Source organism: Lysinibacillus sp. RU7 (genome assembly GCF_057837305.1).
This window is the reverse complement of record NZ_JBYQFK010000014.1, coordinates 1-21,916: the sequence shown is the minus strand read 5'-3', so window position 1 is coordinate 21,916 and position 21,916 is coordinate 1. Positions and strand designations below refer to the sequence as shown.

Below are 21,916 nucleotides of genomic sequence, written 5' to 3'. Positions count from 1 at the left end.
TTTATCCTCTATCATTCGCGATAAGTACCCATCATGAAATTTCCCTAAATTATTCAAATATCTTTCTCTTATCATAACTTAAATAACAAAACCAGCACTTACTAGTACCGGTTTTGTGGCTAAACTCATTTAATTTGCATTTCACCGTTTTATGCCAACTTAATCTAACGCTACTGTTACAGCATTTTTTGCATGAATAACCGTCGTGTCAAACACAGGCACTTGTACATCGTCAGGTTGAATTAATAATCCAATTTCTGTACAGCCTAGAATAATCCCTTCAGCCCCTTGTTGTATTAATTCATCAATCACTTGAAGATAATACTCTTTGGACGATGGCTTGATGTCGCCTAAGCATAGCTCTTCAAAAATAATTCGGTTTACTTCTAGCCGTGCTTCTTCACAAGGAATGGCGATTTCAATGCCATGTTGACGAATTCGTTCTTTATAAAAATCTTGTTCCATCGTATATTTCGTTCCAAGTAAGCCAATTTTGTTTAGCTGCATTTGCTGAATTTCATGCGCGGTTGCATCTGCAATATGTAGGAGCGGGATATGAATCGCTTTTTCAATGATTGGGGCTACTTTATGCATCGTGTTTGTACAAATAACAATAAAATCTGCTCCTGCCTTCTCTAAATTTTTCGCAATATGTGCGAGTAATTCGCTAGCTTCCTCCCATTTTCCTAACGATTGAAATTGTTCAATTTCCTCAAAATCTACGCTAGCGAGTAATAGTTTTGCAGAGTGCAATCCCCCAAGTCGTGACTTTACTTCCTCATTGATAATCCGGTAGTATTCTGCGGAAGACTCCCAGCTCATTCCTCCGATTAATCCGATTGTTTTCAACGTCAAAGCACCTCTTCTATTTTAAAAATGTACATTTTAACAAAATATTCAAACTATATGTTCTATCATAACCCAGATAAAGAAAGATGACATGAAATAAGTTATAATCGCACACTTACAATGATTTACTAGTTTCTATCCAATGCATCGTTTCCGTTAAGCTTTGTCTTGTGTCTGTTAAAGGGATGTGACCAAGCATTTTTTGTAATTTCTCTCCATCAACGATTACAGGTGTTTCGGTTAAATACATCATTTCTTTTTGTTCCCGCATAAAGGGTGAGAACAATCCTAGAAATGCAATCATACGAGTAGTAGCAGGCTTTAACTTTTTACGGTAGTTGAATTGCTCATGGAGAAAACTTTGTAATGCCTCCCCTGTTGTTTTCAAACAACCAGGAATATTCCAATGTTGATTGTAGCTCTCTTCCTTTAAAGTAAGTGCAACAACAGCTTTAGCGACATCTGGTGTGTAAGCAAACTCTCTCGTTTTATCCATTCTTCCAACAAAATAAGCCTTTTTATTTTGCACGACAGCTTGCAGCGTACTATATAAAACGGTATTGACTGCATATGGACCAAAGACATCTGGGATATGAGTAATTAAATAAGTGACGCCACTATTTTTAATCAACCTCTCCATTTCTAAGCGTTTTTTCCCTTTCTTTGTATGTGGTCGCTTTTCTACAACCTCTTTTACAGGTGATAGGGATTTTCCATAAGCATAAATATTATCAAGCATAACAAATCGACTATTGATTTGCTGCGCTACTTTCAATAAATTTTCTAAACACGGCATATGCTTTGCTTCCCACTGTTCATATGGAAAACTGACTGCATGCATTATCGTGTCAGCACCTTGAGCAGCTTTCAGTACATCTTGCTTATTTAAAACATCGCCAGCGATACATGTCACTCGTGCATTTTCTCCAAACCTTTCTTTTAATGTTGCCTCTGTTCGAGCAAATGCAATGACCTCAATCTGTCTTGCCGTTAATTCTGCTACTAATGCAGAGCCTATACCACCTGTTGCACCTGCTATAAATACTTTTTTCATAGTAACTCTCCCTTTCTTTTTTAACCACTGGTCAATTAATGCTAAAATAAAAACTCTAGCTTTTTTCTAGAGCTTTCATTAAAAATGCTGCAAAGTGAATAGCAGCTTCATATGCTTCTTCATACCCCTTTACCCTACCATGATAATGAGATACAAATCCATGAAGCGCAATAAATGTTGAATAAATCTCGGCTAGAGCTAGTTTATGATGACTAAGCTTTTGTAGTGTTTCCGCAAATTTTGTATAGCTGTTATTCGAAGCGTGTTGTGCTAATGGATCCGTATGCTCATCTCGCATCGAAAACATAAATTCATATTGGCTTTGATAGTTTAACCCAAATTGTATAAAGCCTAGAAATACATTTATCATCTGCTGCTTGGTGCTATGTTCCTCCGTTAAAGCTGTCTCCATCATCCGGTTGAGCTCATCAAAATACTGCTCTACTACCGCATAAAATAATTCCGATTTATTCGCAAAATAATAATAGATTGCCCCGTGGCTACACCCAAGTTCTTTTGCAATAGCCCTCATAGATACTTTATGAAAATCATGCAATAAAAACTGACGATTCGCCTCCTGAATAATCATATCTTTTGTTAATTCTTCATGTGCTTTTTTTCTTGCGACCATGTTATCTCCTTTTATTGACCACTGGTTAATTTGATTTTACAATAAATAACCTAGCTATTCAAACATTTCTTTATGCCGTCTATATTTGTTTCTCAGAAAGTGATTGTAATCATTGTGGCATATTTGAAATAGCCGTATTTCAACGAATGCTGAAATACGGCTATTATTATGTCATGCTTGCTCGTTCTTTACTTCCTTAGATACTTCGCCATACTGAAGTTCTGAATATTTCTGCTCTGCCCATTCCTTGAATAGGTCATAATCGCTATATACCATTTTCTTATAGTGCATGGCTTGTAATACGGTACTTTGTACAAACATTTCGTGATGCTGGCTAATACGCTCTAAAATTTCGTCCTCGCTATGGTAGGTAAAAACATCTGAATAATCGATATCTGCTCGCGCATGAATTTTCGCTGCAATTTTGCCCATGATTTCTGCTGTTACGATATAATCATCTAGCGATTTATAATGCTTGGGCTTCACTTTTTTCTTATAGGGCGAACGTTCGCGCACATAGTATTCTTGCCCGTCCATCGTGATATATGTGAGGTGCGGATCCTCTAAATGGTGCATCGCTTTTTGCGTACCGACAGCACGAGCTCCTTGATGTGCAAAAGCGGACCAAAATCTTTCTGAGTAACGCAAGAAATACGCTGGAATAGCTGTACGAACTTCCTTCATTTCAAGCACTAGGTCTTCTTCCCCTGCTGCGTCCTTTTGTCCTTCGACTAAAATATAAAAGCGCTTTAACCCAATCGATGCAGTACCAGAACCGTATTTTAGCGCAATATCTTTAATTTCGTATTGAGGTAATACATTTTTTATGGCTGCATACATTTCTGCCGATACAGGTTGTACTTCTTCATTCCAGACAAATACGCGCTTTCCGTCTTTGACTCCTGTTATATCTTCGAGTAAATGCGTACCTTTCCGTTTTTCAAGCTTCTTTAAAAGTTTCTTAATCGGCCCTTTTGTATTAGCCTTTGTGAAGTTTAATGTAAAGGCGTCCTCTTTTTTTAGCTGGAATCGTTTGAGTTGATTGATGTAGCTATTTAAAAAGGATTCAATGACCTGCTCTTGTGCCGCTTCTTCCATTTGCTGTTCATCCATGTATAAACCGATACTGATACTCATGCGAATTAAATCATATAAGTATGAGCCTACATACCCTTCATCGAAATCATTGACGTCATAAACAATTTCCCCTTTTTCATTTTGAAAGGCACCGAAATTATCCATATGCATATCGCCCATAATCCACGTTGGTTTTGTATCAAGCGAGTGGAAAATAGATGGCGTTTTTGTCACGTCATAATAAAATAAATACGCCGATCCCCGATAAAAACGAAATGGGCTTTCAAGCATTTTTTTATATTTTTCTACCCGTTGTTCATCCGTGAGCTTCATACATTGCTCATCAAATTCATCAAAAATTGTTGCAATTTGTTGTTGTCGTAGAGCTACCCGTGTATTGCGTACACGTGATAATAAAGCTTCTTCCATTATTACTCCACCTTCCATTTTTTCAGTTAGTTATGTATTAACATTCGGGATATTGAACTTATTTTAGCATCAAACGGAATATTTTGGGTGTTTTTTGAAAGTTTTATTATCAAATTCTGCTATAACAAATGCTTTTAGATAGCGTTTCCTTAGTAAAAAAGCTGTTTTGTCTATTGAAAAAATGTTCCGGTTAGTTAAAACTTCATTTCATAATTGTAACGTATCTCACTGTCTAAAATGGATAATATACCATCTAAATCAAAAAGCTGTTCTATATAATGTACACCTGCTGGATAATGATTTTGGGTTAACTTATTGCCTATTATCGAAGCGACATGCCCTGTTATCTCTGTATTATTTGAGCCAAACAATACAGATTCAATGCTTCCTTCTTTCCCCTCAATTTCTCCATGTACTTCCACTTTAATTAAATAGTCATTTGAGCCGATGTTTAATTTGTCAAAAATATACAACGCTCCCGCAAATGACTTCATAAAAATAGTTTTAAAGAATGTATATTTTAGTAGCTTAAAAGCACCTAACTTTTTTAGTATTGCTAATTCTTTTGTTGCAAAGGCAGAGTCATAGAAAAAGCGAGAAGATACGTTTTTTAAATCGAGGGTTTTAGTGACAATATGTTGATCTGCTAAGTCAAATCTATAAGCAGTCCTTTTTCCATACTTCTTAGGTAACTCTACATATTTCCCATCAGTAAAACTACTTACATGCTTCTTTTGACCATTTTCAGAAATTGAATAATGATTATTTATATTATTTAGCAGCCACTCTATTCCATCATTTCCGTGCTTTTCACCAATTCCGAGCATGAGATACATATCCGTACTGTTCACTTTATTAACTTGATTGACTAATTTTTTTACCATTAAGTTTGATAAACCTGGGGCTAAGCCTACACCTAATACTAAAGTTGTTCCACATTCAAGTGCTTTACTATGAAGACTTTCGATTTTTGATAGGATGGTATAAGAAGGTGAAATATCTATATAATGCACTTTATTGTGTATACACATTTCAACGAAATTAGTATTTTTTTGGTCGAGGCACATTATGACTAACTGTGTATTTATAAATACTTCATCGGATGCTTCCAAATTATAAATATCTAGATTCATTGGCAGAACCTTCTCATTCATAGACATGGAAAATCTTTTTGCCTTTTCATAATTTCTACCAGCAGCAATAACTTTTCCAGGATAAATTTTGGAGAGAGTTTTACAGATTACACTGCCGACTTGGCCATACCCACCGATTACTACAATATTTTTCATTAGAATCCCCTACTTTCTCATAGTTCCTTTATCAATTTAACATGAAATTCCAATTAAAGGTGGACATTCGAGTTATATTTAAACAAAACGCTTGCTAATCCGCGTGAGAAAAAAACAGTCTACTAACATAGATAGGAGTAAAAGCAAATTGTAAGATAAACATACAAAAGTCTTCCTATGATATTTTCATATAATCCATTTTTCCATACATAAAATTCTTTGTATGCGAAAATATTTTTCTATTCACATGAGATTTTTTTGAAGATTTTACGTTTTTAATGTAGGGAGGTGAATTTCGTGAATGAGCAGCTTATACAAAAAATTATTGCAGGTGATCAACAAGCATTTCGCATCATTGTTGATACATACAAGCAACCACTCATTAACTATTTAGCATATCAAACGAAAGATGAGGAATTGGCGAAAGATATTGCGCAAGAATCATTTATAAAATGCTATGAAAGCTTACTAAAGTTTAAGGGCGGCTCTTTTAAGGCGTGGCTGTTTCGCATTGCGATTAATCAACTAATTGATTTTAAAAGAAGGCATAAGGAAGACGCGACACCGCTTGAGGAACCCCCCTCATTACACACACCTGAGTCATTAATGATTGCGAAAGAACAAACTGTGTTGCTTCAGCAATGGCTCGAGACATTAGAGGAAAAAACACGTCAAATTTTTGTCCTAAAGTATGCCAGTAACTGCTCGTACGAAGAAATCGCTGAGACACTGAGTATTTCAATAATAGAGGTACGAAATCGTCTGTATAGAACAAAAAAACGGCTAAGAAAATCTAGGTTGGAGGGAGATATAGATGGAGAACTGCTTATCGACTGAAGAAATGTATGACTTTATTGATGGACGAATACAAGATGAGAAAATGGCGCAAATAGATACGCATATCCAATCATGTGCCACTTGCTCAGCACTTTTTACAGAACTGCTTGAAACAGAGAATGAACTGAATGCTTTGTTTCCATCTATTCATGTTGATGCTGCATTTACGAATCAAGTGATCGACCAATTACCAAAGGAAAAGGCTAGACATACAAAAAAACGAGAGTGGCATGTAGCGTTCGCAACAGTATTTGTTACTGCCGCATTATTATTTTTAGTATTTTCAAGCTTGCAAAAGGAATCGGAAATAAGTTCATCCTCTGTAACTTTGAGCGTAAAGGACGTCAATGTAACGGATGCTGCTATAAAAGTGACCTTAGCTACCTCTGGCTATACTGGCGATGCATTTTTTTTCAATGAATCGACGGATGGCAATGTAAATGATGAGTTCCTCGTTCTACCAAATGGGGAAAGGCATTCAATTGGCTCCTGGGCAGAACAATCAGCGAATGAAATTACGTATGAATTCCCACTATTTGATGTACCCTATACGCAGTTTAAACTGCTCTTTGATTTTACACGCATTTATGACATTGATGGACATTGGTCACTTGAAGTACCTATTGATCGAACAGAATTGTTAGCCAAAACAGAAAATGTTACACTGTATACTTCTTTTGAAAAAGACGGAATTGATGTCAACTTTATACGGGCACAGCATGGACCAGAAAACACCTTGATTAAATTTGAAACAAAATTTACGGAGGAGATGGCAACATTTGTAGAGCAGCAAGTAGCGGACTATACGGCGGACTTACCCTCAGCTGAAAAAGCTGCTTATGCCGCGTATAATGCACAAATACTTTTTAATGTTATTAATGCTGATGGACAAACATTAAATCGATCAATCCCTGAAGATACAGTTAGCATTCAAAATGATCGATACGCTCATACCGAGACACTTAGCGCATATCCAAGTGTAAAAAATGGGGGCTATTTATCCGTTATTGGTGCCAAATTTGAGCTGCCTACTGATGTAAGATATGAACTAACAGTTGATCAATTACCCTATACATTCACCTATAAAGATACAGAATATGAAGTAAACCGATTATCAGACCAAAGCATCGAGATTTCTTCAGATATTGATACAACAACGATTAGTAGCTGGCATGTTACAGTTGACCATAAAACTGCATGGGATACAGCTAAATTACGAACAGATAGCCAAAAGCAATATACGACCATTACATTCGAAAAGGATATTCCATTAGATTCATTTATTCTTTACGGTCAAACGGAATCAAAATTCGTTTATTTTGATGAAGCGATTCATGTGGACATACACTCTAACTGAACACCTTCATTATTTAATGGTTAAAAATCTATTAACTCAAATATTCTCTGATGCATTCTATTAAAAAGGTTGGCTATTCTATCGATTCCCTGTTATTTATTGCTAAAACCATTTGATTATTATTCTGAATTGTTAGATAATTGTGAATACAAGGGGGGGTTTTATGGAGACAGTATCTCAAACAGAATACAACTGGACAGAAATTGCTGCGGATTTACAAGATTTATTGCGTTTAAAGGCAACACCTGTTGGTATGAAAAAGTATGCATCAACAGAAGAAATGGAGGCCGTTCCAAAAATCAGGCGTCCGAATAAACGCTATTTATTCGACCAAATCGTCGCACAATCTGTTCGTCTCGGCTTTACAATGGGGGTGACAGCTGAGGATTTAGCAATGAAGCAATGTGGTGCCATTTTAGGGTTGATGCCACAGGATGAAGATTTTTATTCTGGCGAAGCAATGGACGGTGTTTGGTTTGGGACACGAGAGGATTCAGCGAAGCATCAAGCAAGCTTAGATGTTATTCCGTATGGTACGTATAAGGCACTAGCCATTTCACCGTTAGCATCTGGACGGATTCAAAATCCTGATATTTGCTTAATTTATGGCACACCCGGGCAAATGATTCTGTTAATCAATGGTTTACAGTGGGTTGGCTTTAAAAAATTCGAATGGAGTGTATCGGGTGAAAGCTCGTGTGCTGATTCTTGGGGACGAGCTTTGGCTACTGGAGAACCGAGTCTTTCGATCCCCTGCTATGCAGAACGACGCTTTGGCGGTGTGTTAGACGAGGAAATGCTAATGGCGATTGCCCCTGCGGATTTAGTAAAAGGTATCGAAGGGATGAAAAAGCTTTCTCGCAATGGTCTTCGTTACCCTATTCCACCTGTTGGCATTCAAGCAGACGCAACCGAGTCACTAGCGCCGATTTATCCGAAATGGGTACAACCAAATTCATAATAGAATACCCGTTAAAATGATTCAAACATCATTTTAACGGGCTCTTTTCTCCCTATTTCTCTTCATAGTGTAATATGCTAAGAATCTTTTCCAACACAGTTGGATTATTGATGACGACAAGATGTAATTTTTTTCTTACTCTTATCAAGTTTTGATAAAGCAGTTTCATTACATCATAATGCGAATTAAATGTTGCTAATTTTTGATTAGATTTGTAATAGAAGCGCTCGTTTAATGTAGCAACTACATAGTCATATTCCTCTCCAAGTACATCACTTCTATCCTCCGAAATAGCGCATTGACAGTGATTCAGATTCGGAGATGAATAATCAATAACTTTCTAGCCTTCATTTTCTAAATACGATAAATAGCTTTTTGCCTCATCATAAGATGAAAAATACTGAATCATAATATTGGGATATCGCTGTTTTGGAGAGCGTTTCGATAAATCAAATAAATGATGAATAAACGCATGCATTTCTTTATTGTATCTGATGACTGTTTTTAACTCATATTTTTTAGGTTGCAAACGCGCTTCTATAAACTCAGCGATACTGTAAGAGGACATAAAACAATAATAACGATCTAAAGAGAAAATACATTTCATCTTTATATGCTTTGTAAGTTCTAGAAATTTTAAAAGCTCAGCCTTTTCGAGATGTTGTGCCTCAACAAAAATGATAACATCATAGTTACTTATATCATTCGTTTTCTCGTTAAAGGAATGGATAGGCTCGATTGTCCAATCGTATTGGTCTCTCAGTTTCTTATGCCCTTTATCAAATTTTCCACAATGAAGAATCAGTACATTTTCCCCGTTTTGCCTATACTCTTTGGCTATATCATAAGTCAAAAGGGTCTTCCCTGTACCAGCACCACCTTCAATCATCATAAAAATCGAATGTTCTATAGGATGGTAACTGAGTATTTCCTTTTTAAATACATTTTGCTGCATCGTTAAAAAGTATTCATCTTTTAAAAAAGCTTCTGGTGCCTCGTATAGCGATATGAAGTAATGAATTGGGTCAAATAAATCATGGAGGTCTTCTATTTCTTTTACCTGTTGCTCTTGTAATTTATTCATTAAAAAATCAAGCTTTACTTCTTTGATAAACTTCGAGTCTACTAGCATATATAGTTTTTTAGTAGATGTTACAAATGTAAAATTGTAAACCGGTACATCTAAAAACTTTAAATAATATTGATTTTGAATTAGCTGCTTTGTTATTTTTCCTTTTGTACTTTCGCGCTTTAATTCGATATTAATCACACTATTCTCGCCTATTCGTAATAAATCGAATTCCTTGCTAATTTGATTAATTTTAAACCCTACATAGAAGTGATTAAAAATATCTGTTATTCCAGTGATTGTAATCATTTCATGGACGAATGTATGCAAATCCTTCAACTCATTGACTCTCACAAGTGGTCCCATACCAAATTTACCTATATATTTTTTAAAAGGTATATCATTTAAATCTTTGTGCGCACTTAATAAAGATAATAGATTGATTGATTTCATATTATACGTTCCTTTATAGGTGGAATAGAATAACTATTGCTGAATAACAAGTGTTTCCCCATCCGTTGTCACTTGGATATCGCTATTTCTGGTCACATAAACTTCTGCGCCAATTCCCTCTAATGCCGTAACGGTTCGAATATCTTCCACATTTTTATCTGAGCTTGTAATGACTGCATATGCCGGATGAATGGTTTCGATAAACGCTTCTGTTAATTCATGATAACGACCATGATGTGGCATCTTCACGAAATCAAACGGTCTAGCTAAGTCTGCATTCCTTAATAATTCACTCAACCGGGCTTGCTCCGCATCTCCTGCAAATAGCATGCTGATCTTGTTATAATCAATCGTCGCAACAATCGAATAATCATTATCTCCATTATATGCTGTATTTTCTGCGGGGTATAATGTGAGTGTCTGGTCATCTAATACAATTTCGATCATCTCTGTAAGTTTTATAGGCTCTATTCCCTTATTGGTCATAGTTGCCATAAATTCAGTTGTTTGCTTACTATCACTTTTATAATTCGCTGTATAAATGGCATCAATCGCTATATTTTCAACAATTTGATCTGCTCCACCTACATGGTCTTTATCAAAATGTGTGATAATGAGTGCATCTAACTTCTTGATTTGATTGACTTTAAGGTAGTTTAAAATTTCTTTTCCATCATCGTCTTCCCCTGCATCGATTAATATGTGATGATCGTTGTAAGAAATTAAGATGCTATCTGCTTTCCCTATTTTAAAAATATAGAGCGATAACGGGGTTGTATTATTTGAAGTGCTACTACAACTAGTTAAAATAAGCCCTGTTAATAATAGCAACAGTATTTTTTTCATAACAAATCCTCCCTCGTAAGGTGGTACGTACCTGGTACTACACTGGCACGTACCCGGTACAAAGGTGGTACTACGCCGGTACGTACCTGGTACCACTCACGATCCCCCTTCCACTTTTACAAAGCTCATACAAATAGGCGCAACGATTGCGACAGCCCCAATTACAGTAAAGGCAATCCCCCAGCTAAATGCATCTAATAAAAGTCCAAAGAGGAGCGGTGAAAAAATAGTCACCGTATACCCTAATACGGACTGCACACCTAATGCTAAACCTAGTATTTCCGGATCACATACCTCACCAATCATTACATTATAAATAGGAGAATCAGCTACAATCGTAAAACCATACACTAAAACGATAAGTAACATAAGTACAATCGGAATGTTACTAAGCCAACCTACTGATAAAGAACAGGCAATACTTATGATTAAAAAGAGGTTGGCTATTTTCACTCTTCCGAAAGCATCAGATAGCCTACCTCCGATATATGTAGCTATACCACCCACCATAATAACAAGCGCCCCCGCTAAATTACCATAGCGAATGGCCTCTATTTCCTCAAAGCCTTGCAGATGAAAATAATACACAAGGAATGGACCAATCCATGCCCACATTGCATAAAGCTCCCATGAATGACCTGAGTATCCTGCATTCACAAGTAAATTTCGCTTTCGAAAAACCTTTTTAAAAACCCCCCAATTTAACTTTAAAGAATGCTGAGAATTCCTTGAAAATGGAATATTTAATTTCAGTACTATATAACTAGCGATGATGCTAAAAAGAGACGTAACAAGAACAACACCGCGCCAGCCAATCGTCTCAATGAGTAAGCTCGATACAAGTAACGAAAATCCAGACCCAATCACTAAAGAACCGACATAAATACCAACCGCTTTCCCTCTTTCATACGGTGCAAAGAGACTGGATAGCAGTCTAATACCCGGTACGTAAATACCAGCAATACCAATCCCTGATAGCATTCTTAACAATAAACCTGTCCAGAATCCTTGCGCTAAAAAGGTAAACAACACGCCGGCAATTCCAGCAGCAAATGCACCATATACGATAAAATACTTCGGATGATATTTTTCGATTAAAACACTATAAATAATAATAGCTAATACATAACCAATTTGAAAAAATGCAATAATGATTCCAGATTGTGAAGCCGTTAACTCCCATTCTTTTTCAATATACGGCATCACCGCAGAAAAATTAAACCACACTTGCATCGCTAAAAATTGGGCAAATGACATGAACCATAATACGCGATAGTTGCTCAAATTCTAGACTCCTTTGCATTACAAAATAGGGACCAAGTACATTGTGAATTCAATGTTAAAATGATAAATCCTTCTTTTAAATAAATTAAAATGCAAGGTTGCTAGTGGATAGCAACCTTGCATTTTTGTTTCTTCATAATAGCAACAACGTAATATATAACCCCACTAACGTGATAAACAGAATTGGAAGCGTTAAAACAATACCTGTTTTAAAGTACGTCCCCCATGAAATTTTAATCCCTTTTTGCGATAAAACGTGAAGCCAAACGAGCGTTGCAAGCGAACCGATTGGTGTAATTTTCGGTCCTAAATCCGAGCCGATGACATTCGCATAAATTAATGCTTCTCGAATGACGCCTGACGTATTAGTTTCTGCTATAGCTAGCGCATCAATCATCACCGTCGGTAAATTATTCATTACTGACGATAAAAAGGCAGCGATAAAGCCCATCGCAATCGTTGCGCTAAATAATCCTTCATTTGCTGCTAATTCAATGACACTTGCTAATACGTCCGTTAAGCCTACATTTCCTAGGCCGTATACAACGACATACATACCGATAGAGAAAAATACAATGTTCCATGGTGCCCCGTTGACAACCGCGGTTGTATTGACAGCTGGACTTCTTCTCGCCATTACTAAAAAGAAGATGGCCACTAAACTGACCACAAATGAAACCGGTACGCCTGTCCACTCACTTGAGAAGTACCCAATGACTAAAATACTCAGTACAATCCAAGATAACTTAAACATACGCTCATCTCTGATTGCCGTGCGCGGCTCTTTTAACATAGACAAATCGTAATGTTTCGGGATAGATTTTTTAAAGTAAATGAGCAATACCGTAATGGTTGCGAATAATGAAAAGAGGTTCGGTATAAACATGTGAGATGCATATTCTACAAATCCAACGTTAAAAAAATCAGCGGATACAATATTTACTAAATTACTAATGACAAACGGTAGTGATGTCGTATCTGCAATAAAGCCACTTGCCATGATAAATGGAAAAATCATCTTTTCTTTAAATTGAAGATTTCTTACCATCGCAAGAACAATGGGCGTTAAAATAAGGGCTGCACCGTCATTTGCAAACAATGCCGATACAACTGCTCCAAGTAAACTGACATACACAAACATTTTAATACCATGCCCTTTTGCGGCACGTGCCATATGTAACGCTGCCCATTCGAACAGCCCTATCTCGTCGAGAATAAGTGAAATTAATATAATGGCAATAAACGCTAATGTAGCATTCCATGTAATATCGACGACATCTAATACGTCGTTCACATCAACGACTCCTACAAGTAATGCAAGAAGTGCTCCTGCACAGGCAGACCAACCAATGTTTAGTCCCTTTGGCTGCCAAATCACAAACACAATTGTTGTGATAAAAATGAAACTTGCTAAAACGACCATCAAAGTTACTCCTCTATTTCACAAATTTTGCAGTTACATGTTGTCAGTGGTGTAATTTGAGCAAGAATCCCTTCCATTAAAGGAGTTTGTTCTTCTTTAATTCGGTAATGCTTCCATGTACCCACTTTACGTTCTATAATGATGCCTGCTTCTTTTAATTTACGTAAATGCTGACTGACTGCTGGTTGTGAAATGCCAAGTATATCAACAAAATCACAAACACACACTTCCCCTTTCTTTAAACAAGCAAGGAGTTTTAAGCGGTTTTGGTCCGCCACCGCTTTCAATTGTTTTTCTAGGAACTGGATATCCATATGGCCCTCCTTATATAAGCCCTCACTTATATACAATATAAAAAACATCGCTATATAACGATGTACTTATACTATATGTATTCATTTTAGAAATCAACGTCTATTTTATATAGAAGGGATGTGTGCAGAAAGGGGAAACTTTCCATACACATCCTTGATAATTCGTTATTAAGTACGGTGGTAACAAAGGTTCTGCTACAGGTTTCTTTTACTATACGCTAGAATCTCGCTCTGTCACATTTAACATCGAGACGGCTTTTTTGTTTAACCGTTGATTTAGCTTATCAAGCGCAAATGTTACGATAAAAATAACTCCAACCGCGGTCGCCATCATTCCTGCAATCGAGGTATCTAACCATTTGGCCACATAATAGCCGATGATTGCTGCTGCAACCCCAAAACTCGTGCTCCATACAAACATTTGCTTAATCGATTTACTAATTAAATAAGCAGTTGCTGCTGGGCCGATCAGCATCGCCACAACTAAAATCGCCCCCACACTATCAAAGGCCGAAACCGTTGTTAACGAAATCGTTGTCATAAAGCTATAATGTAATAGGACAACCGGTAAGCCGATTGTTGCCGCATAGACAGGGTCAAATGTTGATAGCTTCATTTCCTTGTAAAATAGAACAAGAAATGCAATGTTAATGACTAAAACGAGTAGCAGCATCCAAACTGCTTTTGGCATTGTAAGCGATAAAAATGTCCATCTATCCCACGGAACAAAGGCGATTTCCCCCATCAATACATGCTCTACATCTAAGTGAACATTCCCTGCAAATAATGTAATGAGTAATACACCTAATGCAAATAACGACGTAAACGTCACACCAATTGCTGCATCCTCTTGAATGCCTGAGGATTGAAGTAATTGCACTAAATAAGCTGTCAAAATCCCTGCAACCGCTGCTCCAACTAACATCCAGAACCCACTCAATGATTGTGTGACAATAAAGGCCATCACAATCCCAAATAGCACCGTATGACTAATGGCATCTGCAATCATTGACATTTTACGAAGGATTAAAAAGACGCCTGCTAATCCACACGTAATGCCGACTAACACACCCGTTAAAATTACCCAAAACTCCATCATGATACGTCACCTTGCTGCTGAAATTTCTTTTTTCTTATATACTTGCTTAACTGTCCAGATTTTGGACTAAATACGTATGAAATGAAAAAGATACTTGCCGCAAACAACACGATAATCGGGCCTGTCGATAATCCTGTACGTATCGAGCTAATAAATGTACCGGCAACGCCTGCTAATCCTCCAGCAATGCCACTAAACAATAACATCGTATTTAGCCTTTTTGTCCATAGCTTGGCACTTGCCGCCGGGATAATGAGTAGTGCCGACATTAAAATGACACCGACCGCTTGGATACCTGTTACGATTGTCATGACAATGAGTGCCGTTAAACAAGCTTTTAACGCCTCTACGGGTAAGCCAATTCCCTTCGCATAGACGGGATCAAAAATCATGAGCTTCCATTCTTTATACAGTAACAGGCTGACGAATATAATAATCACCGCACTAATAAAGAGCCAAGTTAAATCTTCTTTTGTCATCGTCGCGGCTTTCCCAAAAATAAAATCATTTAATCCACTTTGATTGCCTAATGGACTGCGGTTGACAATCGTTAATAGAACAATACCTATACCAAAAAATACAGCTAACACTAGCCCGATTGCTGCATCTGCCTTTAGCTTGGAATACGTCACAACCCATTGAATGCAGTAAACCGAAAGAGCAGACGTGACAGCAGCGCCAATCATTAAAACGGGTAGCTCTTTTTGTCCTGTCAATAAAAAGGCTAAAGCTATACCTGGTAATGCAGCATGTGCTGCGGCATCACCGACTAAACTTTGCTTTTGTAAGAAGGAAAACGCCCCTGTAATACCAGCTGCTATACCTAGAAGCATTGTTCCAATTAGTACCCATAATAGATTTCCGGATAACATAATGTCCCTCCTTACATTGCTTCCATCATTAATAATTTCCCACCATATGTTTGCTGTAGTTTTTCAATCGTAAAGATTTCATCTGTTTTACCTGCAGCTAAAATCGTTTTATTAAGTAAAATCGTATAATCAAAATACTCTGTTACGGTTTGTAAATCGTGATGGACAACAAAAATACTTTTACCTTGTGCCTTTAAATTTTTTAAAATATCAATAATTGTTTTTTCTGTTGCGGCATCGACCCCCGCAAAAGGTTCATCTAAAAAATAGACTTCTGCATTTTGTGCGAGCGCTCTAGCGAGGAACACGCGTTGCTGTTGCCCTCCTGAAAGCTGACCAATGGACCGGTCCGCAAAATCTTGCATCCCGACACTCGTTAAAGCCTGCATCGCAATCGTTCTGTCTTGCTTGGTCGGACGCTTAAATAAGCCTCGATGTCCGTAACGCCCCATTAACACTACATCAATAGCGGTTGTTGGAAAATCCCAATCAACGGCATTTCGCTGTGGTACATACCCAACCACTAAACTTTTTGGTGAAAAAGCCTTGCCTAAAATAGCCACCTTCCCAACCTTGTTCGGTAATTGGTTTAATACCGCCTTTAAAAAAGTTGATTTTCCCGCACCATTCGGTCCAATAATTGCTGCTAAATGGCCAATTGGTACTGATACACTGGCATTTTCAAGTACCGTTTTTTTGTCATAAGCAACCGATAAGTTTTCAACAACTAACGCTTCCATATCCTTCACCTACTTTAATGAATCGACAATAATGTCGACGTTATGTTTATACATGCCTAAATATGTGCCTTCTTCTGTTCCTTCAGCACCCATGGCATCCGAGAACAGTTCACCGCCAATTACAATGTCATGACCCTTTTCCTTTGCTCCTTCAATGACTGCTTTCATTGCCTTGTCTGATACACTAGACTCTACAAAAATCGCTTTAATATTGTTTTCTACTAAATAGTCCACCATATTTTGCACATCTTTTACGCCATACTCGGAATCCGTACTTAAGCCCTGCAACCCTCGTACATCAAATCCTTGGCTTTCACCAAAGTAGTTAAATGCATCATGTGCCGTTACTAAAATGCGCTGTGATGCGGGCACTTCTTCAATACGACCCGCTGCATATTCCTTTAATTCATTCAATTGTGCTAAATAGGCTTCTTCATTTGCCTCAAAAGCATCTTTATATTCAGGATATTCCTCAACTAACGTATTGCCAATCACATCGACAACTTCTTTCCATAAATCAATATCAAACCAAATGTGTGGATCATGTAAGGATTTATTTTCTTCATCAGCTAATAATGTGTTTTTATCTAATTGCTCTGCTACCGCTAACACTGTTTTTTCTTCGGCCATTTGATCAAAAATATCTTGCATCTGTCCTTCTAAATGTAAGCCGTTATAAAAAATGACTTCCGCTCCATCTAGTTTTGTCAAATCACTTTGCGTCGCTTTGTATAAATGGGGATCTACGCCAGGACCCATTAACGTTGTCACTTGTAGATGCTCTCCACCAATGATCTTAATGGCATCTCCAATTTGCCCCGTTGTTGCAACAACAATTCCTTCTTTCTCTTCGTTTTTGGATCCCTCTTCCCCCCCGCTGCATGCTGCTAACAATAAAGATAGTCCTAAAACTCCTAAAAAACGTTTCAATGTCTTTTAAACTCCTTTTCTCTCATTAAAATTTTTCGAACCACATATCGCCAGCTAATCCAGATAACAAAAAATAACGTCGCAATCGTTACCGATTTTGTTATGAGCCATATGAGCAATAAAATAAGCCAGAAAATACATAACAAGACCATTGAACCGTCAGTTATCATAATAATCAGTCCTTTTCACTAACGATAATATGTTTCCTTAAGGAAAAATATATGCTAAAACGAAACAAAATGCAACCAAAAATTGAAAAAGACTTTTGGTGATGAACCAAAAAAAGAGGTAACCCCTTAGAACTCAACACTTTTTGATTATTAATATCTTTTCAGATGAAAATATTACGCTCTTGTTAGAAAATTCGTTATACTTATAGTGGAGAGATAGAGAGGGAGGTTATGTATGTTAAAGATTAAAGCAATTGAATTCAATAAAGTGATTTATGATGAATCGCTTTCTCATAATATATTTTCTATTGCTAATATTACGTTTTCAAATTATCCACCTATTTACGGTGCACTATTATATTGGCGTAAAAATACAGATGACAAAGATTTTACCGCTGAGGGCGACTATAAATTTTTCTATGATATGGCAAACGTTACATACTTTGCATCTGTTAAATTCCCAAAACATGTCCGCTTAACACGCGATCAAAAGCAGGAGCTTGCCTACATTTTACTGGAAGAACGCGGAGCTATTGGTTCCTATAGCTTCCCGACACACGGTAGTCGAAAAAAGAGCTATGCTTATAAGAAAAAATTTCAAGAACTCCAATTCCCATCAGGTTTTGATGTAAAATCCATTCCAGCCTATATTAAGTCTGTTGTTTCAAAAGTAGATTTAGAAATGATTTTGCACGATTATCCTTCGTACAATCCCGATTTTATTACGAAATATGCCAAATGGCGTTACAAAACAGTACAAATGCACCCAAATGATATTCAGCAATACTTGCCTTATATTGATTTTGATATGATTTGTACGTTAAATCCGTTTTTAACGGAAAGTTATTTAATTGACCACTTAGCACAAGTGAATTTTGAAATGATTGCTAGTAATTATCAGGTGCTAAATCGCCTTTCGGAGCCATTTCGAGCGTTTATGTATAGCCAATTAGATCCTGAACTTGCAAAAGAATTACAGGAATTTTTAGAATCAGATATTGAGGATAGTGTTGCACAGGACATTCTCCCTTCTTTTGAAGAAGATGATGAACTTGTCGAACTTGAGTTTTTTGAATATGACCGTGGGGCAAATAAGTGGCCTGGTAGTGAGCATTTAGTAAAAGGAATCCCCTCACTTGCTTGCCAGCTCTATGATTCGCTTGGCTATCGTAAGTGCACAAATAAAGAAATGGATGAAAAGTTTGCGAATTACAGCGAGCAACAATGTGAGCTGATTAGCTATAGCCTTGAATTACATTGGATTCATCGTTATAAAGACAAGTTAAACTGGTCCATCATTTGTCAATATAACCCTCATCTAACAGAGGACTTTTTAACAGCCCATTTAAAATATGTTGATTTTAATGCATTAGGTAATAACACAACATGTGAGCTATCTGAGTCTTTTATGGATAAGTATATGAGTAGATTTAATCATCAAAAACCTGTCCCGCTTGTGATTCGTCATCTCACAGAAAATTTATACTTAACTCATAAAGACAAAATTGTTATCAATAGCGAGCTGTTAAATGAGTATGGTGATTTACTTGATGATGAGCAGTTTTTACTATTGCAAAACTTAATTGAACCTTAAAAAATACGGGACTGTCTAATAAATGATAGTCCCGTATTTTCAGTTTTACGATAATTGTTCCAGCTTATTTGTAAAGTCTTTTACATTTAGTGGCTTGCTGAAATAATATCCTTGTACATATTCACAATGATACTCTTTTAAAATTTGGAGCTCCTTTAATTCTTCTACCCCTTCTGCGACCACTTCTAAATTTAAAGCATGCGCTAATTGAATAATAGCAGCTACCATGGCAACACCAGATTCTTCATTGCTAATATTCTGAATAAATGAGCGATCAATTTTCAATGCATCAATGGGGAATTGTTTTAAATAGCTAAGTGATGAGTAGCCAGTCCCGAAATCATCCACCGAAATGGTAATCCCCATTTGTTTAATCTTTTGTATTTTAGCGATTAAATCGCTATTTTGATCCATCATGCTCATTTCTGTAATTTCAATTTCTAGCATATGTGGTTCAATTCCGACTTCACTAATAATTTCTTGTAAACGTTCTACAAATGTTAGTTCTGCAAGATGCTTAGGTGAAATATTGACAGCTACCCGTAAATTTAACCCATACTGTTCATTCCACTCTTTTGCTTGTATTGCCGCACTTTTTAACACCCATTCTCCAATATCAATAATCAGCCCACATTCTTCTGCATAAGGAATAAATTGATCTGGTGGCACGAAGCCTAATTCAGCATCCGTCCAGCGAATGAGTGCTTCCATCCCTTCCATTTTCTCTGTTTTTACGTTCATCTTTGGTTGGTAATGTAATTCAAATGCATTATTTCGAATCGCATGATGTAGCTTTGTTTCCAACATAAGCAGTTGATCATTTAAACCACTCATATTTTCGTGATATAAAACCCATGCATTTCTCTTGTTCTTTTTAGCTTCATACATCGCTAAATCAGCTAATTTTAATATATTTGTAGCTCCTTTCCCATGTCCTGGGAAAATGCTTACCCCCATACTGATACTTGCATAAAACTCATATCCTGAAAATACGAAGCTCTCTTTAAATACAGACAAAATGCGATGAGCCATTTCATTTATACGATTGACATCATTTAAAATATAGACGAATTCGTCCCCATTTAAGCGATAAAAGGAATCAGTTTGACCATCAATTGCTAGTAGGCGCTGAGCAATTTCTTTTAAGAACATATCCCCAACTTTATGACCTAAACCATCATTAATATGTTTAAAGCGATTGACATCTAATAGAAATAAAGCAAATGTATCCCCTGTTTTTTTACTTGCCTCTACTTCATTTTCTAATCTTTTAATCAAATTTCGGCGATTCGGTAAACCTGTTAAATCATCATGGTAAGCAATATATGTTATTTTTTGTATATTCTTTTGTGCCGTAATATCTGTCCGAATGGATATGTATTGATAAGGCTTTTCCTTATCATCTAAAAAAGGGACGATCGTCGTCTGCACCCAATACAAGGAACCGTCCTTTGCGCGATTACAAATTTCACTTTGCCATGTTTTTCCGTTTCCAATAGTCCTCCACATGTCACGGAAAAATGTTTTCGGATGATAACCAGAATTTAAAATACGGTGATCTTGACCGATGAGCTCTTCACGGCTATATTGAGAAATGGCGCAAAACTGATCATTTACAGATGTAATAATTCCTCTTCTATCCGTAATAGCAACGATAACCGATTCATCTAACGCAGCTTTAAGATCACTTAATTCTGTGATAGACATATCGACAACCCCTAATGCCTCAGACGCATAAGCATTCAACATATTTTCCTCCCCTTCCATTAATATGTTTTATGTAATACTATTTCAATTATAATACTACTATAAATGTAAATACAATATTGGATAAAATATTAATTAAGAACTACTCGCAAACAATACCTTTTGTACTATGAAGAATAGAAAGTAGGCATTCAAATATGCTGAACAGCTACTTTTTTTACACTTTATAGTAATTACCTCTTGAAACATAAATAAAAAACCTTCCCTTATTTCATCTAAGGAAAGGTTGTTATGTGATGTGATTAGCTGGCGACTTCATGTCGACCTCTTTTCTCAGCACAAGCAAGATACGCTTCAAGCTGCTCTTGAGATAAGTTTAAAATAAAATAGTGAAAGTTAATTGGCTCTAAACCATGCGTTTCACATGCTTGACGGTAATATTCATAAGCTTGTCTATAGTCATTCATTATTCCTGCATTCCTTTCTTTGTAAGAGCTTGTTCATTGTAAGCATCTAGTTGTTCTTGCGATAGTTGAATTACATAATAGCGGAAATTGATTGGTTCTAATCCAAATTGCTCACATTTCTTGCGGTAGATTTCATATCCTTCTTGATACATTGTCATCTAAATCATCCTTCCGTTTAAGTTGTACTATAACAGTTTTTATTTTATGTATTTAATATAGTACAGACAAGGCGTAGTGTCAATAAAATTTTCAGAAAAATTTTATAAAAAATCAAGCGTGTTGATTTACCTTTTATTGTTAATGAAATCTTGTGAAACGTTGATTTCCGCTCCATTCAGCTCGCTTTCCACGGGCATGGCCTCAGCCTCCTCGTCGCTCGTACCTCGCGAGGGCACTGAAAAACTTACATTTTTTTAAATGAACAATCAAAAAAAGGCAACTAGCGTTCAAAATGAACTGAAGTT

The 21,916-nt window shown here is 36.7% G+C and carries 21 protein-coding genes; 4 read left to right on the top strand and 17 right to left on the bottom strand.

The window, feature by feature from the left end:
• Nucleotides 1-159 precede the first annotated feature (159 nt).
• The 5 genes from AC3II9_RS11595 to AC3II9_RS11575 form a co-directional block, all read right to left on the bottom strand.
• On the bottom strand, nt 160-849 hold the full coding sequence (locus tag AC3II9_RS11595) for an aspartate/glutamate racemase family protein (RefSeq protein WP_489155589.1): 690 nt from the start codon (nt 847-849) through the stop codon (nt 160-162).
• 115 nt (nt 850-964) lie between these two features.
• Nucleotides 965-1,903: an SDR family NAD(P)-dependent oxidoreductase gene (locus AC3II9_RS11590; protein ID WP_489155587.1), complete on the bottom strand. Its 939-nt coding sequence runs from the start codon at nt 1,901-1,903 to the stop codon at nt 965-967.
• A 55-nt stretch (nt 1,904-1,958) separates the two neighbouring features.
• Nucleotides 1,959-2,534: a TetR/AcrR family transcriptional regulator gene (locus tag AC3II9_RS11585; RefSeq protein ID WP_489155585.1), complete on the bottom strand. Its 576-nt coding sequence runs from the start codon at nt 2,532-2,534 to the stop codon at nt 1,959-1,961.
• A 171-nt stretch (nt 2,535-2,705) separates the two neighbouring features.
• Nucleotides 2,706-4,040 (bottom strand): DUF2252 family protein, encoded by a 1,335-nt coding sequence (locus AC3II9_RS11580; protein WP_489155583.1) that lies wholly within the window; start codon nt 4,038-4,040, stop codon nt 2,706-2,708.
• A gap of 194 nt (nt 4,041-4,234) precedes the next feature.
• A complete protein-coding gene (locus tag AC3II9_RS11575; protein WP_489155582.1) occupies nt 4,235-5,329 on the bottom strand; it encodes a saccharopine dehydrogenase family protein in 1,095 nt (364 codons plus the stop codon).
• A gap of 297 nt (nt 5,330-5,626) precedes the next feature.
• On the opposite strand from AC3II9_RS11575, the gene AC3II9_RS11570 reads away from it, so the two are divergent.
• From AC3II9_RS11570 to AC3II9_RS11560, 3 genes are all read left to right on the top strand, one after another.
• The gene (locus AC3II9_RS11570; RefSeq protein WP_489155580.1) at nt 5,627-6,166 is read left to right on the top strand and encodes an RNA polymerase sigma factor; all 540 of its coding nucleotides are present in this window, start codon (nt 5,627-5,629) and stop codon (nt 6,164-6,166) included.
• On the top strand, nt 6,144-7,523 hold the full coding sequence (locus AC3II9_RS11565; protein WP_489155578.1) for an anti-sigma factor family protein: 1,380 nt from the start codon (nt 6,144-6,146) through the stop codon (nt 7,521-7,523). Before AC3II9_RS11570 ends, AC3II9_RS11565 begins: the two co-directional genes overlap by 23 nt.
• Nucleotides 7,524-7,686: 163 nt before the next feature.
• Nucleotides 7,687-8,484, top strand: a complete 798-nt coding sequence (locus AC3II9_RS11560; RefSeq protein WP_489155576.1) for a DUF169 domain-containing protein — start codon at nt 7,687-7,689, stop codon at nt 8,482-8,484.
• A 340-nt stretch (nt 8,485-8,824) separates the two neighbouring features.
• Here AC3II9_RS11560 and AC3II9_RS11555 read toward each other — a convergent pair whose 3' ends face one another.
• The 9 genes from AC3II9_RS11555 to AC3II9_RS11515 all read right to left on the bottom strand — a co-directional run bounded on the left by AC3II9_RS11555 (nt 8,825) and on the right by AC3II9_RS11515 (nt 17,514).
• On the bottom strand, nt 8,825-10,006 hold the full coding sequence (locus tag AC3II9_RS11555; RefSeq protein ID WP_489155574.1) for an AAA family ATPase: 1,182 nt from the start codon (nt 10,004-10,006) through the stop codon (nt 8,825-8,827).
• A gap of 33 nt (nt 10,007-10,039) precedes the next feature.
• Nucleotides 10,040-10,852, bottom strand: coding sequence for a ComEC/Rec2 family competence protein (locus AC3II9_RS11550; protein ID WP_489155572.1), 813 nt, complete (start codon nt 10,850-10,852; stop codon nt 10,040-10,042).
• 96 nt (nt 10,853-10,948) lie between these two features.
• Nucleotides 10,949-12,136: an MFS transporter gene (locus AC3II9_RS11545; protein ID WP_489155570.1), complete on the bottom strand. Its 1,188-nt coding sequence runs from the start codon at nt 12,134-12,136 to the stop codon at nt 10,949-10,951.
• Between the two features lie 133 nt (nt 12,137-12,269).
• Nucleotides 12,270-13,559 carry an arsenic transporter gene (locus tag AC3II9_RS11540; RefSeq protein ID WP_489155568.1) on the bottom strand — a complete coding sequence of 430 codons (1,290 nt, stop codon included), beginning with the start codon at nt 13,557-13,559 and terminating at the stop codon, nt 12,270-12,272.
• 5 nt (nt 13,560-13,564) lie between these two features.
• Nucleotides 13,565-13,873, bottom strand: coding sequence for an ArsR/SmtB family transcription factor (locus tag AC3II9_RS11535; RefSeq protein WP_391371051.1), 309 nt, complete (start codon nt 13,871-13,873; stop codon nt 13,565-13,567).
• Between the two features lie 211 nt (nt 13,874-14,084).
• Entirely contained in the window at nt 14,085-14,972 is an 888-nt protein-coding gene (locus tag AC3II9_RS11530; RefSeq protein ID WP_489155567.1) for a metal ABC transporter permease, read from the bottom strand.
• On the bottom strand, nt 14,969-15,844 hold the full coding sequence (locus AC3II9_RS11525) for a metal ABC transporter permease (RefSeq protein ID WP_489155565.1): 876 nt from the start codon (nt 15,842-15,844) through the stop codon (nt 14,969-14,971). Before AC3II9_RS11525 ends, AC3II9_RS11530 begins: the two co-directional genes overlap by 4 nt.
• An 11-nt stretch (nt 15,845-15,855) precedes the next feature.
• Nucleotides 15,856-16,584: a metal ABC transporter ATP-binding protein gene (locus tag AC3II9_RS11520; RefSeq protein WP_489155563.1), complete on the bottom strand. Its 729-nt coding sequence runs from the start codon at nt 16,582-16,584 to the stop codon at nt 15,856-15,858.
• Nucleotides 16,585-16,593: 9 nt separating this feature from the next.
• Nucleotides 16,594-17,514 (bottom strand): metal ABC transporter solute-binding protein, Zn/Mn family, encoded by a 921-nt coding sequence (locus AC3II9_RS11515; protein ID WP_489155562.1) that lies wholly within the window; start codon nt 17,512-17,514, stop codon nt 16,594-16,596.
• Nucleotides 17,515-17,919: 405 nt separating this feature from the next.
• Between AC3II9_RS11515 and AC3II9_RS11510 the strand changes: the two genes are divergently transcribed.
• Nucleotides 17,920-19,278, top strand: a complete 1,359-nt coding sequence (locus tag AC3II9_RS11510) for a nucleoside-diphosphate sugar epimerase (protein ID WP_489155560.1) — start codon at nt 17,920-17,922, stop codon at nt 19,276-19,278.
• A gap of 45 nt (nt 19,279-19,323) precedes the next feature.
• Here AC3II9_RS11510 and AC3II9_RS11505 read toward each other — a convergent pair whose 3' ends face one another.
• The 3 genes from AC3II9_RS11505 to AC3II9_RS11495 form a co-directional block, all read right to left on the bottom strand.
• Nucleotides 19,324-21,027 carry a putative bifunctional diguanylate cyclase/phosphodiesterase gene (locus tag AC3II9_RS11505; RefSeq protein WP_489155559.1) on the bottom strand — a complete coding sequence of 568 codons (1,704 nt, stop codon included), beginning with the start codon at nt 21,025-21,027 and terminating at the stop codon, nt 19,324-19,326.
• A 260-nt stretch (nt 21,028-21,287) separates the two neighbouring features.
• Entirely contained in the window at nt 21,288-21,452 is a 165-nt protein-coding gene (locus AC3II9_RS11500) for a transcriptional regulator (protein WP_489155557.1), read from the bottom strand.
• On the bottom strand, nt 21,452-21,610 hold the full coding sequence (locus AC3II9_RS11495; protein WP_489155555.1) for a transcriptional regulator: 159 nt from the start codon (nt 21,608-21,610) through the stop codon (nt 21,452-21,454). The genes AC3II9_RS11500 and AC3II9_RS11495 overlap by 1 nt, the downstream gene beginning before the upstream one ends.
• Nucleotides 21,611-21,916: the final 306 nt, after the last annotated feature.

Excerpts from the sequence above, each read along its gene's own strand:
- AC3II9_RS11590 (WP_489155587.1), bottom strand. The coding sequence starts at position 1,903 with ATGAAAAAAGTATTTATAGCAGGTGCAACAGGTGGTATAGGCTCTGCA.
- AC3II9_RS11585 (WP_489155585.1), bottom strand. The coding sequence starts at position 2,534 with ATGGTCGCAAGAAAAAAAGCACATGAAGAATTAACAAAAGATATGATT.
- AC3II9_RS11580 (WP_489155583.1), bottom strand. The coding sequence starts at position 4,040 with ATGGAAGAAGCTTTATTATCACGTGTACGCAATACACGGGTAGCTCTA.
- AC3II9_RS11575 (WP_489155582.1), bottom strand. The coding sequence starts at position 5,329 with ATGAAAAATATTGTAGTAATCGGTGGGTATGGCCAAGTCGGCAGTGTA.
- AC3II9_RS11565 (WP_489155578.1), top strand. The coding sequence starts at position 6,144 with ATGGAGAACTGCTTATCGACTGAAGAAATGTATGACTTTATTGATGGA.
- AC3II9_RS11560 (WP_489155576.1), top strand. The coding sequence starts at position 7,687 with ATGGAGACAGTATCTCAAACAGAATACAACTGGACAGAAATTGCTGCG.
- AC3II9_RS11555 (WP_489155574.1), bottom strand. The coding sequence starts at position 10,006 with ATGAAATCAATCAATCTATTATCTTTATTAAGTGCGCACAAAGATTTA.
- AC3II9_RS11550 (WP_489155572.1), bottom strand. The coding sequence starts at position 10,852 with ATGAAAAAAATACTGTTGCTATTATTAACAGGGCTTATTTTAACTAGT.
- AC3II9_RS11540 (WP_489155568.1), bottom strand. The coding sequence starts at position 13,559 with ATGGTCGTTTTAGCAAGTTTCATTTTTATCACAACAATTGTGTTTGTG.
- AC3II9_RS11535 (WP_391371051.1), bottom strand. The coding sequence starts at position 13,873 with ATGGATATCCAGTTCCTAGAAAAACAATTGAAAGCGGTGGCGGACCAA.
- AC3II9_RS11530 (WP_489155567.1), bottom strand. The coding sequence starts at position 14,972 with ATGATGGAGTTTTGGGTAATTTTAACGGGTGTGTTAGTCGGCATTACG.
- AC3II9_RS11525 (WP_489155565.1), bottom strand. The coding sequence starts at position 15,844 with ATGTTATCCGGAAATCTATTATGGGTACTAATTGGAACAATGCTTCTA.
- AC3II9_RS11520 (WP_489155563.1), bottom strand. The coding sequence starts at position 16,584 with ATGGAAGCGTTAGTTGTTGAAAACTTATCGGTTGCTTATGACAAAAAA.
- AC3II9_RS11510 (WP_489155560.1), top strand. The coding sequence starts at position 17,920 with ATGTTAAAGATTAAAGCAATTGAATTCAATAAAGTGATTTATGATGAA.
- AC3II9_RS11505 (WP_489155559.1), bottom strand. The coding sequence starts at position 21,027 with ATGTTGAATGCTTATGCGTCTGAGGCATTAGGGGTTGTCGATATGTCT.
- AC3II9_RS11500 (WP_489155557.1), bottom strand. The coding sequence starts at position 21,452 with ATGAATGACTATAGACAAGCTTATGAATATTACCGTCAAGCATGTGAA.
- AC3II9_RS11495 (WP_489155555.1), bottom strand. The coding sequence starts at position 21,610 with ATGACAATGTATCAAGAAGGATATGAAATCTACCGCAAGAAATGTGAG.